The sequence below is a fragment of the Rothia sp. P5764 genome, assembly GCF_048512965.1.
GTDB lineage: Bacteria > Actinomycetota > Actinomycetes > Actinomycetales > Micrococcaceae > Rothia.
The window spans coordinates 145,193-159,923 of record NZ_JBLXXQ010000003.1 but is presented as its reverse complement, the minus strand read 5'-3'; the positions used below and the strand labels follow the sequence as shown (position 1 = coordinate 159,923).

The following is a 14,731-nucleotide window of genomic DNA, read 5'->3' as shown; positions in this document are numbered from 1 at the left end:
GCGCCCCAGCTCGGCGCCAAGTCTGAGTACAGCGACGGAGTGTCAAACAGTGGCTAATGAAGTACAAACCGACGTCCTTTTAGTCGGCGGCGGTATCATGAGCGCAACCCTGGGTGTCCTACTCAAAGAAGTAGAACCCAGCTGGAACATCACCCTGTTAGAGCGCCTTGATGAGGCTGGACAGGAATCGTCAAACCCCTGGAACAACGCAGGCACCGGCCACTCGGCCCTCTGCGAGCTCAACTACGCACCGGCAGGGCCGGACGGTACCGTTGACCCAGCAAAAGCTCTGGGCATCAACGAACAGTTCCAGATTTCCCGCCAGCTGTGGGCATCGCTGGTTGAAGAAGGAAAACTCAAGGACGCTTCCTTCATCAACCCCGTACCCCACATGTCTCTGGTCTTCGGTCAGGAACATTCCAACTACCTGGCCAAGCGCTTTGAAGCCTTCGAAGGGCAGAAGCTCTTCGAGCGCATGCAGTTCTCCACCGATATCGACAAGATTCGTGAGTGGGCTCCCCTGGCCGTTGAGGGCCGCGACCCCAGCCAGCCCCTTGCCGCCACCTGGTCACCGGAGGGCACCGATGTCGATTTCGGCAACCTCACCCAGCAGATGCTCGACTACCTGGTAGACCAGGGTGTATCGGTACAGTACGGCCAGCAGGTCACCGATCTCAACCAGCAAAGCGACAGTAGCTGGGTGGTCACAGCCAAGAACCTCAAGGAAAAGGGGCAGCAAGAAACCATCCGTGCACGCTTCGTTTTCCTGGGTGCCGGCGGTGGTGCCCTCAGCCTCCTCCAAAAATCTGGCATTAAAGAGGGCAAGGGCTTCGGCGGTTTCCCCGTCTCGGGCCTTTTCATGCGCAACACCAGCCAGGAAACCGCCCTGCGCCACAATGCTAAGGTATACGGCCAGGCATCAGTGGGCGCTCCTCCCATGTCTGTTCCCCACCTTGATACCCGCTATGTCAAGGGCAAGCGATCCCTGCTCTTTGGGCCCTACGCGGGTTTCAAAACCAACTTCCTCAAGCACGGTTCCCTGCTTGACCTGCCGCTCTCGCTCCGCCCCGATAACCTTGTCCCCATGGTGCGGGCCGGGCTGGATAACATGGACCTCACCAAGTACCTGATCGGTGAGCTGCTTAAGAATCGTGCTAAGCACCTTGAGTCTCTGCGCGAATACTACCCCACCGCAGTCGATGACGAGTGGGAGCTCATCACCGCCGGTCAGCGCGTTCAGGTTATCAAGAAAGACCCCAAGAAGGGCGGCGTCCTACAGTTCGGTACCGAGCTCATTGCATCAGGCGACGGCAGCCTAGCGGCTCTACTCGGCGCTTCACCGGGGGCCTCCACAGCCGCACCTATCATGCTGAACCTGCTAGCCCGTTGCTTCCCCCAGCAGCTTAGCCAATGGGAGCCACGCATTCGAGAGCTAGTCCCCGGCTACGGTGTCAAGCTCAACGACAACCACCAGCTAGCCGATGAGCTCTTTGCCTACACCTCTAAGGTTTTGGGTATAGACAACTAGTATGGCAGGCTGACTCTAAGGCCCCGGGCTCAAAAGCCCGGGGCACAACTCTTTCTACCTGAAGCAAGCAGCATTTTGCCGCTCACAAGCCCCTGATAGGATATCTACTGATTAACATCTCAAGTCATCGAAGGAAACTTATCTATGGGCCGTGCAGCCACGACCGTCAAACGCTCACGCACAGAACCAACCCACCAAGCAAGGCCCAAGCCCTCTAAGCTCACCGAAGTCAGTGGGTCCAGCTGGAAATACATCTTTAAAAGGGCTCTCAGCGAGTTTAGCCACGACGGGTGCACCGATCTAGCGGCGGCCCTGACCTATTTCACGGTGCTCTCTATATTCCCAGCCTTGCTGGCCATCGTTTCCTTGCTGGGTGTCTTTGGGCAGGGGGAACAAACGGCAAAGACCATTTTGGGCTTCTTGCAAGATTATGCTCCTCAGGAAATGCTCACGATTCTTGAGGACCCCATCACCCAGCTGACCAGCTCCAGTGCAGCCGGTCTGGCCCTGGTCACCGGTATTGTCGGTGCGCTGTGGACCGCTTCAGGCTATACCGGGGCATTTGGCCGTGCTATGAATAAAATCTATGGAGTTCTTGAGGGTCGCCCTATCTGGAAGCTACGACCTATTAACCTCATGGTTACGACCGTTTTAGTGCTCATCGTAGTATCCATGATGTTGGTCTTCCTCTCATCTGGGGACGTTTTGTTGATGATCCAATCCGCAGTTCCCGACTTTGAGTTGGGCGGATTCATCGGAATCTGGATGTGGCTACGTTACCCAATCATGCTGGCCCTAGCAGTTGTCCTGATCAGCCTGCTCTACTTTGCTACTCCTAACGTCAGGCAGCCCAAATTAACCTTCCTGACCCCTGGCGCTGTTTTCGCCCTGGTCTTTATGGCATTGGCCGGTACCGGCTTTAGCTTCTATGTTTCAAATTTTGGCAAATATAATGCCACCTACGGTCTGATCGGTGGCGTTATCGTCATGCTCCTATTCATATGGATCATGAACAATGTGCTCTTACTCGGTGCTCAGATTGATGCAGAGATCCAACGTAGCCGTGAGCTTCAAGCAGGCATCAAGGCAGAAGATAACCTGCGCTTACCACCCAGAGACGACACTATGGCTATCAAGATTCAGCAGAAGCAGGAAGAATTGATTGAGGAAGGCCGAAAAATCCGTCTCTCCCATAGCGGGGTCGATTTTGAGAAGATGGCCCAAGAAAAAGAGAAGGAGTAAAGCCCACCTGCAAGGTTGCCCCGGCGCTGTCAGTCAGTGACCGGGGTTTTCTTCACCCTATATGCACCGTACGATGAGCCTATGACCACCGCCACCACCGACCAGCTACCTTTAGTTGTTGATTCTATCCCACCTACGCCGCAGGACAGCGGGCAACCACCCCGACCCTTGGAGGGGGCCCATGTGCTTCTGGTTCACGGGTTCGCCTCTACACCGATGGTTAACTGGCACCATACCCGTTGGGTCAGCCAGCTTCAGGCCCAGGGTGCTACAGTCCACACGGTGACTCTGCCCTACCACCGGCTCCCAGAATCAGCTGAGGAAACATCTGGTGCTGTCAGCTACCAACTACCAGCCACACAGCGACTGCTTAGAGCAATAGCTGAATCGCTGGCCAGTTACCTGGCTACTCTCAGCGGTGAGGTGAACCTGGTAGGTTATTCCATCGGTGCCCGTATCTGCTGGACTCTCGCTTCGCTCTACCCCGATGCCGTTAGCTCCCTGGTTGCAGGGGCCATGCCGCTTACCAACCATCTGCCGCTCATTAACCGGGCACTACGCACCGGTGGCAGGCTCCCAGATGGTTTTGCCGATATCCTGGCAGGTTCGCCAGTGCCAGAAGCCCAGCTTCAGGCCTTCGCGGCTCTACCCATAGAAAGCTTTTCCTCCAGCCCGCTGCCTGCATGCCCCGTTCTCTTTTTCCGGGGTACTCAAGACACCGTAGCCCGTGATTCATTCAAAGCCTACAAGCTCCTTGCCCCAGATCAAGCTGTCTGGTTAGAGTACCCCAGGCGCGACCATATCAATATTCTGACCAGTGGTAAGCTCAGAGCCACCGCCATAGAGTTCATGGTTCGTCACAGGCCGACACCAGCTAGCTAGGTGAGCCAACACACGGTAGCGTAGAAACCGCGAGCGCCCCACAAACCGGGTTAGCTCCACGACTTATCTTCTGATGAAAAGGAACAAGATGCAGCAGGTTAAAGCCCTTATCTCCCGTGCCAAGAACCAGCCGGTTGAAGTGGTGACCATCAACGTGCCCGATCCCCTTGCCGGTGAGGCCCTGGTCAGGGTTCTCACCTGCGGTGTCTGCCAGACTGACCACCACTATGTTCAGGGTGGGGTAGGTGATGATTACCCCTATCTGTTGGGCCATGAGTCAGCGGGTATTGTTGAGGCTGTAGGTGAGGGCGTCACCAATGTGGCTCCCGGCGACCTGGTAATCCTGAACTGGCGTGCTGTGTGCGGTGAATGCCGCGCCTGCCAAAAAGGTAAGCCCCAGTATTGTTTCGCAACCCATAATGCCACCCAGAAGATGAGTCTGGAGGATGGGACCGAGCTGACCCCGGCGCTGGGCATCGGTTCTTTTGCCGAGAAGACCTTGGTTGCCGCCGGTCAGTGCACCAAGATTACTGAGGACCTGACTGAGGACCAGTACGCCGCTATTGGCCTGCTGGGTTGCGGTGTTACCGCCGGTTTGGGTGCCGTGCTCAATACAGGTGAGCTGGAACGTGGTGAAACCGTGGCCGTTATCGGGTGCGGTGGTGTGGGTACTGCAGCTCTTGCCGGTGCCAAGCTGGGCGGTGCCACCACCATCATTGCTGTTGATATTGATGAGCAGAAACTGGCTCGTGCCAAGGAACACGGTGCTACCCACACCGTGAACTCATCGGAGCAGGACCCGGTAGAGGCTATCCGCCAGCTAACCGGCGGTTTTGGTGCCGATCTGGTGGTTGACGCTGTAGGTATTGAGACAACTTTCAAGCAGGCTTTTGAAGCCCGTGATTTAGCAGGCCGGGTTGTTCTGGTGGGTGTCCCTGCACCGGGCACCACCTGGGAGGCACCCCTGGATGAGGTCTTTGGTCGCGGTGGTTCCATTAAGAGCGCCTGGTATGGAGACACCCTGCCCTCTCGTGATTTTCCGCTCTTTGTGCGCCACTACCTACTGGGCAACCTGAACCTTGACGGTTTTGTTTCTGAACGCATCAGCTTGGAGCAGGTCAATGAGGCTTTTGAAACCATGAAGACCGGACAGGTGCTCCGCTCGGTAGTTGAACTCTAAGGAGGGTAAAAATGACTGAAGGTATTGAACGGCTAGTAACCTCTGGGACTTTCTCGCTCGACGGAGGTAGCTGGGAGGTTGATAACAATGTCTGGCTGGTCGGTAACGATAAGTCCCTGATTCTGATTGACCCGGCCCATGACGTGGATGCTATCTCTACCCGCCTAGCGGGACGGCGGGTTGAAAAGATTCTGCTGACCCACGCCCACGATGATCATATCCGCTCTGCCCGTGAAGCCGCTGACCGGTTCGGTGCCCCGGTCTATCTAAACCCCGCTGATCGCCCGCTCTGGGAGATGGTCTACCCCTCCTGGGACTTTGATGCTGAGCTAGCTGACGGTGACCGGATTACTATCGGGGACACTGAGCTGACAGTTCTAGCAACCCCTGGGCACTCCCCCGGGTCCGTTTGCTTCTACGCGCCTACCCTCAGCTGGGAAAACAGCGAGGGAGTGGTATTCTCGGGGGACACCCTCTTTCAGGGGGGTCCCGGTGCGACTGGGCGTTCCTTTTCCAGCTTTGAGACCATCATCGAGTCCATCAAGGAAAAGCTCCTCACCCTGCCTGAGTCCACAGCGGTTCTGACCGGGCACGGTGACTCCACCGGTATCGGCCTAGAAGCCCCTGAGCTCGATACCTGGATGAAGCGAGGCCACTAGACCAGGCTAACCCGCTCATTCACTACGGGCTGGGCCGGTACTGCCAAAAAGAAGTAGCGGCCCAGCCTGTTCTCAAGCTCCTTTAAGGCAGCAGAGCCAGGTGCTCTTCGTAGGAGCGTCTCCACAGGAAACCGTACAGGTGGCCCAAGCAGAAGAAGGTAGCCGCAGCCACCAGCGGGATAATGAGCGAGACCTGGTAGCTGTAGCTTCCGCTGAGGTCAGCCGCCCACACAAAACCAAGAGCAATGCCGCCTAAAGAACTCGCCTGGAGCGTAGACAGTGCCAAATCCAGATTTTTTCGGGCAGAGAGACTGGCCGCAACCGAGTCCATGGTTACCAGGCACATACCGTAGGCCATACCCATGAAGATGAGGGGTGGAATCATGCCGGATGTTGACCCCGGCAAGGAAAGTATCATTGCGGTCATCATCAAGAAAATGCCGCTAATCAGCCAGGCCACCCAGCCGAACATGGGGAGCCGCTCAAACAGTACGAAGAGTGCCGCGCCGACAGCGCAGAGCCCAAGAAGGGCAATGAGGAAGCCCGCTGCACCTAGCTGGTCCGTGCTCATCGTAAAAGAAACGATGGAGGCCTGGGTCGCGCCCAAAGAAATACCCAAGCAAATCGTACCCAGCTGGGGAATCCAAAGTAGTGACCTGCTGACACCGCGTAGCGGCTTACGCCGTTCGGTCGCGCTGGTGTCACGGGTTTCCACCGGCAGGTTCTCGGGCCGCCAGAGCAACATGATGAGCCCCAGAACATCAATCAGGATCACCGCAAAAAGGGTGGATTGAGCGGTAAAAAGTACGGTAGTCATGCCCGCAATTGCCGCACCGGCGGGAATAGCGGTGACATCGAGCATGGTTTCCAAGGAGATCGAGGCATTGAGTTTGCGCCGATCCTTGGTGCTCAGATACTCAGCGCTCCAGTAGCTTCGCATCATGGCTCCCAGGGGAACAGTGGTTACACCCACCACTGCGCAGGCCACCAGAAAGCGGGTAATCGATCCGTTACTTGTGCCCGAAAACCGGAGCGACTCAGTCGTCAACCACATCAGGGCCACCATGTTCAAAGCGGTTACGGCGAAGAAGATGCGACGCTGGCCCCACCGTTCAGAGATGGAACGGTAGACCGGTATCATCAGGGCAGAACTCAGGCCCACAGTACCTGCCGCGTATCCGCCTAGGGTGGCCTCACCGTTCTGCACCGCCAGCATCATCATAATTGCCAGCATGACCATAGCCGCAGGCAGACGCATCAGCAAAGAGAAAACTAGGAAACGCCACCCGTGGGCTAGCAAAATACCCTGGAACCTGCTCCTGGCATAGCGGGCCGACACGACAAGCCTGCGGGCCCCCTCAGCAATCGTGATGGGGATACTAGCGGTGGTCGCAGGAACCTGAGATTGCGCACCACGGTATCGCGGTGCCGCTGTCCTGTAGGTAAAGGTTTTTTTGGTTTTACGTTGGGGCTGGCTCATACTGCTCCTGTTTCTTTCACCAGGCTAGAACCCTGGGGGGAAGTCTGCAAGAGGATGTGCCTGTTAATCCGGTTTTTCATCTCAGCAACGTGGGAGATGAGCCCGATGACCCGTCCACGTTCTCTGAGTGAGTCGATGGTGGACATGACCTCTTCTAGGGTTTCATCGTCCAGAGAGCCGAAGCCTTCGTCAATAAAGAGGGTGTCAATTTCGATGCCACCGTTGGCCTGCTGGACCACATCAGCCAGTCCCAGAGCTAGGGCCAGGGATGCCATAAAGCTTTCTCCCCCGGACAGGCTGGCCGGTTGGCGGTGGGCATTGTGCCAGGAGTCAAAGACCAACAAGCCCAGACCTGATTTTCCGCGTCCCTGAGCACGGTCGCTGTGTTCTAGCCGGTAGCGCCCGTGGGTCATCTTTTCCAGGTGTTCACTGGCGGCCTGAGCGACCTCGGAAAGCTGATAGGCAAGCACATAGGTGGTCAGCGTCATCCGCAGGTGGTTATCGCTCCCGGGGGTGGCATTGGCCGTAGCCGCGAGTTCCTGCCGCAGGTGGGCGGTCTCGATCAGTTCCTGGCTGCGAGTCAGTGCGGCCGTGAGCTCTTGCTGTACCTGGATGATCTCATCCTCTGCCCCCCAAATGCGGGTGGAGTGGGCGATGAGCTCATCCTTTTCGCGGCTGAGGGTTTCTAGGCGGGAGGTAAGAACCGCAAGGTCTTGCGGATCGGGCGCGGTTTCGCCCCGGCTAGCGCGTTCAGCAATGCTCAGCAGGGCTGGGCTCTCAAGACGGGCACGGGTAGCAAGCACCCGTTCCTGGTAGTGACGGATCTCTTGCTCAAGCTTCTGGGCTTGTGCTGGTGCAAGATGCGCAGCTCGCACTTGGGCTAGATCACTCCAGCCTGACTGGCTTAGGGCTTGGGCTGTTTCAGCCTGAGCAAGCCGGTGAACCTCAGCCTGCCTGCTCTGTTCCAGGAGGGAGTTACCGAGCTGGGTCAGGCAGGTATTGAGGCTGGTTAGAGCATGGGCGCGGTCAGCAAAGCTCATCTTCTGGGTCTGAGGTTTCAGCCCGGCTTCAAGTTCGGCCAGTGTTCGGGCTCGTTCTTGGATTGTGGCCTTGTGCTCAGCAACCAGGCGCTGCGCTGCCACCAGCTGGGCCCTCAGCTTTTCTTCGTGGGTCTTGCCCTCTTGGAGTAGCTGGTCTAACTCATCGCGACGTGTTTGGGCTTTCTGGGCTCGGGTCAGGGCGTCCTGAGCTTGAGCTATGAGGTTTTGGGCGGTTTCGGGTTCAGGTGCGCCTGACCGGGTGAGCTGGTCCAGAGATTCCCGGGCAGCTGAAAGCTCGCCCAGGGCTCGAGAAGCCTCGGTTTCGGCGGCAGTTCTCTGGGCACGAGCCTTCTGCAGGGCTTCTTCGCTAACCGCTGCACCTGCTTCTAGTCCGGTAGCCGGTGCAGGGTGTTGGCGTGAACCGCAGACTGAACATGGCTGACCGGCAACCAGAGCTTCGGCTAGAATCAGCGCTGCATTCTCAAAACGGCGGCGGTGAAGTTCATCGGCCTGGTGGTCTGCCCGCACCCGTTTCGATTCAGTCTCAGTAGCTGCTTGCTCTGCCTGCTCAACCCGTTGACGCGCACGAACCAATGCCCTTGCCTCTTGTTGCGCCTCTTGGGCACCGGCGTAGTCCATGCCTGCTTTTTCGAGCTCAACCGGTGTATTTTCAAGGCCTTTGTACTCTTCTTCAAGGTCTTGAATCTTCTTGCGGTGGGCGGTCAGGTCCTGCTCTGCCTCACACACTTTGCTTTCCAGCGGAGCACCTTGAGCTTGGGCCTGTTTCTGCTCGGCCGCCAGGTCTATCAGCCTCTGCTCATCGCGGTCCAGTGCTTGAAGATCCTTGGCATATTCAGCCAGGTCATGGCTTATTTGCTCGTAATGCTCTACGTCCTGCTGGTCCTTGAGAAGGTCCAATACCTTCTCCACGGTCGCAAGCTCACGCGCCCTTTGGTCAAGATTTCCCTGTAATTTTGAGGCTAATTCCTGCCCCCGGAAACTTAGCGCGGTGACGCGCTGCCGGGTGCTTTCACAGGATGCTAGCGCTCTTTCCTCCGCAGTGAGGAAAGGCAATACAAGGGTCGCCTTGCGGTGGGATTCCAGCAGACTACTCTGCTGGGTAACAGTTTCTCTGGCACTTTCTAGCTTGTCTAGGACCAGGGTCAGCTGGCTATATTCCTGCCAGTGCTGGTTGAGCTGAATCATCTGGGCGCGCTGGTCATTTAACCTGGTGAGTTCTTCAGCTACTTGACCTGTGCGTTCTAGGAGCTGGCTATGCAGCTGACCCAGCTCAGCAGCAAGTTCTTCAAGGTAACCCGGTGCGCTTGCCGGGTTATCTGCAGAAAGTGTGGTGCTCTCACTATCGGAGTCTGCCAGCAGGCCTTCAAGACCCAGCAGGGCATAACTTTCCTCCAAGCGAGCGCCGTGCTCAGCCCGTTGACCGCGGCCAACCAGTACCTCAAGTTCATGGCTAGCTTGCTCCGCACGGTGACCAGCTTCCTTAGCCTGCTCCGTCAAAAGGTTCTGGATAGCCTCAAATTCATAGGTCCCGAAGAGCTTCTTGAGGAGCTGTTCACGCTCACCGGACGACGCCAGCAAAAACCGCTGAAACTGGCCCTGAGGTAGAAGCATGACCTGATTGAACTGCTGGGCGTTCAAACCCAGTACCGAAAGCATAAAGTCGCCGGCGTCCTTATGGCGGGTAATAGTGGGGTCGCTCTCCCATTCGCCGGTGGCCGCGTCGTATTTTTCAATCAGGGTCTTTGCCTGCTCGGTAATGGTTCCCTCACCACGTTTTTTGGGTCGCTCATAGGCAGGGTTGCGTTCGATACGGTAGCGGGTGCCCCCGATAGTACATTCCAGGGTCACGCGCGGCTGTACCGCAGGCTCAGCGAAACGAGATTTAAGGTCGGTGCGCCCTGAGGACGTAGTGCCGTAGAGAGCAAAGCAGATGGCATCGAGAATGGATGACTTGCCCGAGCCTGTAGGGCCGTTGAGCAGGAAGATGCCTTCGCGGTTGAGGTCATCAAAATCAATGGCCACGGTGCCGGGGAAGGGGCCGTAGGCTTTGAGCTCTAAGCGGTGGATTCTCATTCTGCCCCTCCTTGAATTCGTGCTGTTTCCATGACTTCAGCCAGGTAGGCGCTCTCGTCATCTGTCAGTTGCCGCCCGCGCACGTGCTCGTAGAAAGAACCGCAAATCTCTTGGGGGCTGTGCTTGCTTTGAGCCGCCCGGTAGCTGTGTTTTTGGCGCGCCTGTACTCCTTGAGGGTCAAAGTAGAGTTCCTGCACATGCTCATAGTGCGCTTTGAGCTCTTCCAAGGCTTGAGCTGGACGTTCGGGGTCGGTCAGGGTGATGCTGACAAATGCCTGACCGTACTCAACGATATTCTGGGGAGAAAGCACCTCTTCGAGAGTTCCCCGTAAGGTTTTGAGTACCAGTTTGGTCTTCCACTGGTAGTCGGTGACGCTCAGGTGACCACCCGGCTCAATATCAAGAATCCAGGCGCCTTTGCGGTGGTTCTGTTCGCTAAAGGAATAAGCCAAGAGCGACCCAGAATAGCGCACGGTATCGGTTACTTTCTGCTTCCCGTGCAAATGCCCCAGAGCAGTATAGGTGGCTGATGAGAAGAGGCGGGCAGGTACCTGTTCCACACCACCTACCGAGATATCCCGTTCAGATTCAGAAGGTTCAGCCCCACCAGCAAAACAGTGGGCCAAGACAATGCTGGCATCTACGTGGCGGGGTGCCCTGTCCTGCTCGATACGGCGCATAGCCTCAGCGAGAACGCCGGCGTGGGTAGGCTCGGTGCCCCAGCGAGCGGCGATGGGGCGCGGTTCCAGATAGGGAACCCCGTAGAAAGCTACCGACACTCCCCCGGCTTCAATGAGGGTGGGGGTTCCCACCTGAGTTTGTGAGGTCACCAGGTGCACTCCTGCGGCACTCAGTAGCGAAGAGCCAAAACCCAACCGGATGGCTGAATCATGGTTGCCACTAATAGCAAGAACCCGGGTACCAGCTTGAGTAAGGCGCGTGAGGGTGCGGTCAAAAAGCTCTACAGTTTCGGTGCGAGGCTGAGCCTGATCATAGACATCTCCGCTAATGAGAACCACATCCAGTGCTTGTTCCTGAACCAGCTCTACCAGCTCATCCATGAGCTGTTCGGTTACGGTGTGCAGGGAGGTACCGTGGAAGCTACGGCCCAGATGCCAGTCGGAGGTGTGCAAAATTCGCATGCTCCCTAGTCTAATGGGCCTACAGTCAGCCCCGCTTTAGAATAGAGAGCATGACTTCAGTTTTTCCTGCCCCTGATGCGCTCTCACCTGCTTACCGCGCGGCCCTACGGGGTTCACTGTTTGGCACCGCACTGGGTGATGCACTGGGCTACCGCGTAGAAACCCTCAGTCGCACCGAGATGCTTGAGCGGTGGTCAGTAGCAGGCGAAACCGACTTATTAGAAGCTCTGGCAGGCGGTGACCTGGCGGTGTCCGATGATACCCAGCTCACCCTGGCTACCCTGGACGGATTAACCGAAGTATTGGAATGGAACAATGAGGGTCAGGCCGCCGATGAGCTGGCCTGTATCTGGCTGTCCTACCTGCGCTGGTACACCGGCACCGGTCACACCGCCCCCGAAGCCGCACCCTATTCCCTCCCCCGCCCCCTGAATTCTCAGGCAATCATGCGCCAGAAGCGGGGGCCGGGTAAGGCCACTCTGAATGCTTTAGCAACCGGGCAGATGCAGTTCATTTCCAAGAATGTAAACCCTGACGCCCTGGGTACCGGTGCGCTCATGCGCTCTGCTCCCTTTGGCTATCTGCCAGTTGCTGATGATGCTACGGTCATCAAACTTGCCGTCCAGGCCGCCGCCCTCACGCACGGGCACACAGAAGCCCTGGTTTCAGCAGCCGCCTACGCTCTGATGATCCGCTACCTTTTAGGTGCACACGAGCTTGCTGTGCCGGTGGATTCTCCGGTACGTCTTGCCCTCAAGGAGGTTAAAAACTGGCTAGGGACTGTTGAAAAAAGTAGCCTACTTCCCGGTGATGCCACGCTCACCCGTGCGGCATTTGGCCGGGCGCTTGAACTGGCGGACCGGCAGTCCCCGGCTCATGAAGCCCGCAAAAGTTTTGGTGCCCTGGTTCTGGCAACCGACTGCCTAGGCTACGGTCTCTACCTGCTCCTTGCTACAGAAAGTCTGGTTTCCCAGGGCATGAAGCCAAGCCAGGCCCTGCTCCAAACGCTAGCCGATGCTGTAGCTGTTGACGGGGATTCAGACTCTATCGCGGCCTTGGTTGGTTCCCTTGTCGGTGCCCGGTGGAGTGACGCCGTCCTACCGGCAAAACTGCTGGAAGGGCTCGATGCACGGGCCGCTCTCGAGCTCGTGGAGAAAGCCTGGTTCACCCAGTTGGGTATCTAAACCACTGGGTTTTATCCGTCGAAAATTTCGGCGCGGTGGTCCAGATACCATTCATCTGCCCGCTCTAGGGCGAGCCGCTGGATAGCGCCCCCCATACCGTTCTTCATGCTGTAGGCCAGCGACTGAAGGGGCAGGAGCTGGGCAACAGTGCGTGCCCGCTCTAACTGGGTAGCGTCCAGGGCCCTGGTCAGAGAATCCCAACCGTAGTAGTTACCCAAGGCTGCGTAATCAATCGCGGGATCCCCCACCGACGCATGATCCCAGTCGATGACGCCCACCAGCTTATCGCCTTTCCACAGGATATTGTGGCCAGCTAGATCGCTGTGAACCAGTACTGGCCTTACCGGGTCCAGGGCGACGACCCGGTCAATGGCCCTGTGCGCGATTTTTTGGGCAGTCGTCAAGAGCCGAGGAACTACCTGCTGGCGCAGGAGTTCTTCCCAGTTTTCTCTCCCGCCCCAGTGCTCATGCACCATATCCAAGTAGGGGCCATAGCCCGAAAAATCTACCGAATGGATAGCCTTGAGCATGGTTGCCAGTTGTTTGGGAGGGGCCGCTCCCTGCTGGCGAGGCTCGCCCTTAATCCAGGTCAAACCCACCGCTGTAAAACCATTGCGGGTAATCACCCGGGTAATGGGGCGGGGCACCGCAAAAGGGAGGGTCTTAGGCAGGCGACGTAAAATCTCCGTACGCCGAGCTACCAGGTAGCCGGTCTGTTGAGTCTTAGCTACACGCACGCTCAGCTCAGAGCCCATGTTCACGATGATATGAGCTGACCCGGTTGTTCGTATATCCCAACGGTCAGAGGGGACGACAACACCGGCCTGCTCCATCACCGCGTAGACAACGGGGAGGGCCTTCATTTGTTCAAGCTGCGTAAGGTGCGCTGCCATAAGAGTCTTTACCTAGGTGCCTGTTAGTCTGCCAGCACTGCTTGCAGATGAGGGATGAGCTTAGTCAGAGCTTGAGCGCGGTGGCTTATGGCGTTCTTGACATGGGGCGGGACCTCAGCGCATGACTTGCCGCTGTATTCACCGGTAAATCCCTGGGCGGCCATAATGGGATCGTAGCCAAACCCGGCCTCTCCGCGCGGTTCACGGAGCAGGGTTCCGACCAGCTCGCCGTGTTCAACGGCCTGCCGCCCGTCCGGGGTAGCCAGTGATGCCGCGCAGACAAAGCGGGCGGTCCGATGTTCATCGGAAATATCCGAAAGCTGGGCAAGCAGTAGGTCCAGGTTAGCCCGGTCATCACCGTGCTTGCCTGCCCAGCGGGCACTGAAGATACCGGGTGCCCCACCCAGGACGTCCACGGCAAGCCCGGAGTCATCTGCGATAGCGATAAGACCGGTAGCCTCAGCTACCGCGCGAGCCTTGAGCAGTGAATTCTCGGCAAAAGTTACCCCGTCCTCCACCACATCGGGGGCGCCGGCCCTACCGGCATCAATCACTTGGGTTTCAACGTCCAGTCCGTCAATAGCTCCGCGCAGCAGTTCACGGAACTCGCGCAGCTTACCCTGATTATGGGTGGCAAGAACAATTTTGGCGGGCATTAGTCCTCCAGGGCCTGACGCTGGATCAGGGCTAGCTGGGCTGTACCGTGCAAGGCAAGATCCAGCAGATCATTGAGTTCATCGCGGTCAAAGGGAGCGCCCTCGGCTGTACCCTGAACCTCCACGAACTTACCCTCACCGGTCACCACGACGTTCATATCTGTTTCGGCGCGGACGTCCTCTTCGTAGGGAAGGTCCAGCATGGGGACACCGTCAATGATGCCCACAGAAATTGCCGATACAGACCCGGTCAGAGGGCGAGCCTTAGCGGGGATAACACCCTCTTTCTGGGCCCAGGTAATGGCATCGGCCAGAGCAATATAGGCACCGGTGATGGCGGCAGTTCGGGTGCCACCGTCAGCCTGAAGAACATCACAGTCCAGAACAATAGTGTTCTCGCCCAGAGCCTCGGTATCTATCACGGCGCGCAGAGAGCGACCGATCAGACGGGAAATCTCGTGGGTACGGCCACCAATCTTGCCTTTAACGGACTCACGGGAGTTACGGGTATTGGTGGCACGCGGGAGCATGGCATATTCGGCGGTGACCCAACCAGTTCCCTGGCCTTTGAGCCAACGGGGAACGCCCTCGGTGAGCGAGGCGGTGCAGAGCACCCGGGTATTACCGAACTCGATGAGAGCTGAGCCTTCTGCGTTCTTAGCCCAGCCCCGGGTCACGGTGATGGGTCGGAGTTCATCGGGGGTGCGTCCGTCGCCACGGACGGGTGAGGATTCCATAGTATCTGTCATGC

The 14,731-nt window shown here is 57.6% G+C and carries 12 protein-coding genes; 6 read left to right on the top strand and 6 right to left on the bottom strand.

All coding sequences use genetic code 11. The features are described 5' to 3' along the window. Positions 1–22: 22 nt before the first annotated feature. The 5 genes from ACN08Y_RS06120 to ACN08Y_RS06100 all read left to right on the top strand — a co-directional run bounded on the left by ACN08Y_RS06120 (position 23) and on the right by ACN08Y_RS06100 (position 5,491). A complete protein-coding gene (locus tag ACN08Y_RS06120; protein WP_419105463.1) occupies positions 23–1,528 on the top strand; it encodes a malate:quinone oxidoreductase in 1,506 nt (501 codons plus the stop codon). A gap of 144 nt (positions 1,529–1,672) precedes the next feature. After that, positions 1,673–2,770 (top strand): YihY/virulence factor BrkB family protein, encoded by a 1,098-nt coding sequence (locus ACN08Y_RS06115; RefSeq protein WP_419105459.1) that lies wholly within the window; start codon positions 1,673–1,675, stop codon positions 2,768–2,770. An 81-nt stretch (positions 2,771–2,851) separates the two neighbouring features. Continuing rightward, a complete protein-coding gene (locus tag ACN08Y_RS06110) occupies positions 2,852–3,652 on the top strand; it encodes an alpha/beta fold hydrolase (RefSeq protein ID WP_419112128.1) in 801 nt (266 codons plus the stop codon). Between the two features lie 88 nt (positions 3,653–3,740). Further along, on the top strand, positions 3,741–4,832 hold the full coding sequence (locus ACN08Y_RS06105; protein ID WP_419112127.1) for an S-(hydroxymethyl)mycothiol dehydrogenase: 1,092 nt from the start codon (positions 3,741–3,743) through the stop codon (positions 4,830–4,832). Positions 4,833–4,843: 11 nt separating this feature from the next. After that, positions 4,844–5,491, top strand: coding sequence for an MBL fold metallo-hydrolase (locus tag ACN08Y_RS06100; RefSeq protein ID WP_419105457.1), 648 nt, complete (start codon positions 4,844–4,846; stop codon positions 5,489–5,491). Between the two features lie 82 nt (positions 5,492–5,573). Here ACN08Y_RS06100 and ACN08Y_RS06095 read toward each other — a convergent pair whose 3' ends face one another. From ACN08Y_RS06095 to ACN08Y_RS06085, 3 genes are read right to left on the bottom strand one after another with little or no spacing between them, the layout of a single operon-like run. Then, positions 5,574–6,971 carry an MFS transporter gene (locus ACN08Y_RS06095; RefSeq protein WP_419100606.1) on the bottom strand — a complete coding sequence of 466 codons (1,398 nt, stop codon included), beginning with the start codon at positions 6,969–6,971 and terminating at the stop codon, positions 5,574–5,576. Further along, complete coding sequence (locus ACN08Y_RS06090; protein ID WP_419112126.1) at positions 6,968–10,105, bottom strand: AAA family ATPase; 3,138 nt, start codon at positions 10,103–10,105, stop codon at positions 6,968–6,970. Before ACN08Y_RS06090 ends, ACN08Y_RS06095 begins: the two co-directional genes overlap by 4 nt. Continuing rightward, a complete protein-coding gene (locus tag ACN08Y_RS06085) occupies positions 10,102–11,247 on the bottom strand; it encodes an exonuclease SbcCD subunit D (protein ID WP_419105455.1) in 1,146 nt (381 codons plus the stop codon). Before ACN08Y_RS06085 ends, ACN08Y_RS06090 begins: the two co-directional genes overlap by 4 nt. 50 nt (positions 11,248–11,297) lie before the next feature. Between ACN08Y_RS06085 and ACN08Y_RS06080 the strand changes: the two genes are divergently transcribed. After that, complete coding sequence (locus tag ACN08Y_RS06080; protein WP_419112125.1) at positions 11,298–12,431, top strand: ADP-ribosylglycohydrolase family protein; 1,134 nt, start codon at positions 11,298–11,300, stop codon at positions 12,429–12,431. 11 nt (positions 12,432–12,442) lie between these two features. Here the strand turns inward: ACN08Y_RS06080 and ACN08Y_RS06075 are convergent, their stop codons facing one another. The 3 genes from ACN08Y_RS06075 to rph are packed head-to-tail and all read right to left on the bottom strand — an operon-like array spanning position 12,443 to position 14,729. Further along, positions 12,443–13,324: a phosphotransferase gene (locus ACN08Y_RS06075; RefSeq protein ID WP_419100610.1), complete on the bottom strand. Its 882-nt coding sequence runs from the start codon at positions 13,322–13,324 to the stop codon at positions 12,443–12,445. A 23-nt stretch (positions 13,325–13,347) separates the two neighbouring features. After that, entirely contained in the window at positions 13,348–13,980 is a 633-nt protein-coding gene (gene rdgB, locus ACN08Y_RS06070; protein WP_419112124.1) for an RdgB/HAM1 family non-canonical purine NTP pyrophosphatase, read from the bottom strand. Continuing rightward, positions 13,980–14,729 (bottom strand): ribonuclease PH, encoded by a 750-nt coding sequence (gene rph / locus ACN08Y_RS06065; protein WP_419100612.1) that lies wholly within the window; start codon positions 14,727–14,729, stop codon positions 13,980–13,982. The genes rdgB and rph overlap by 1 nt, the downstream gene beginning before the upstream one ends. Positions 14,730–14,731 lie beyond the last annotated feature (2 nt).

Excerpts from the sequence above, each read along its gene's own strand:
- ACN08Y_RS06115 (WP_419105459.1), top strand. The coding sequence starts at position 1,673 with ATGGGCCGTGCAGCCACGACCGTCAAACGCTCACGCACAGAACCAACC.
- ACN08Y_RS06110 (WP_419112128.1), top strand. The coding sequence starts at position 2,852 with ATGACCACCGCCACCACCGACCAGCTACCTTTAGTTGTTGATTCTATC.
- ACN08Y_RS06105 (WP_419112127.1), top strand. The coding sequence starts at position 3,741 with ATGCAGCAGGTTAAAGCCCTTATCTCCCGTGCCAAGAACCAGCCGGTT.
- ACN08Y_RS06100 (WP_419105457.1), top strand. The coding sequence starts at position 4,844 with ATGACTGAAGGTATTGAACGGCTAGTAACCTCTGGGACTTTCTCGCTC.
- ACN08Y_RS06095 (WP_419100606.1), bottom strand. The coding sequence starts at position 6,971 with ATGAGCCAGCCCCAACGTAAAACCAAAAAAACCTTTACCTACAGGACA.
- ACN08Y_RS06090 (WP_419112126.1), bottom strand. The coding sequence starts at position 10,105 with ATGAGAATCCACCGCTTAGAGCTCAAAGCCTACGGCCCCTTCCCCGGC.
- ACN08Y_RS06085 (WP_419105455.1), bottom strand. The coding sequence starts at position 11,247 with ATGCGAATTTTGCACACCTCCGACTGGCATCTGGGCCGTAGCTTCCAC.
- ACN08Y_RS06080 (WP_419112125.1), top strand. The coding sequence starts at position 11,298 with ATGACTTCAGTTTTTCCTGCCCCTGATGCGCTCTCACCTGCTTACCGC.
- ACN08Y_RS06075 (WP_419100610.1), bottom strand. The coding sequence starts at position 13,324 with ATGGCAGCGCACCTTACGCAGCTTGAACAAATGAAGGCCCTCCCCGTT.
- rdgB (WP_419112124.1), bottom strand. The coding sequence starts at position 13,980 with ATGCCCGCCAAAATTGTTCTTGCCACCCATAATCAGGGTAAGCTGCGC.
- rph (WP_419100612.1), bottom strand. The coding sequence starts at position 14,729 with ATGACAGATACTATGGAATCCTCACCCGTCCGTGGCGACGGACGCACC.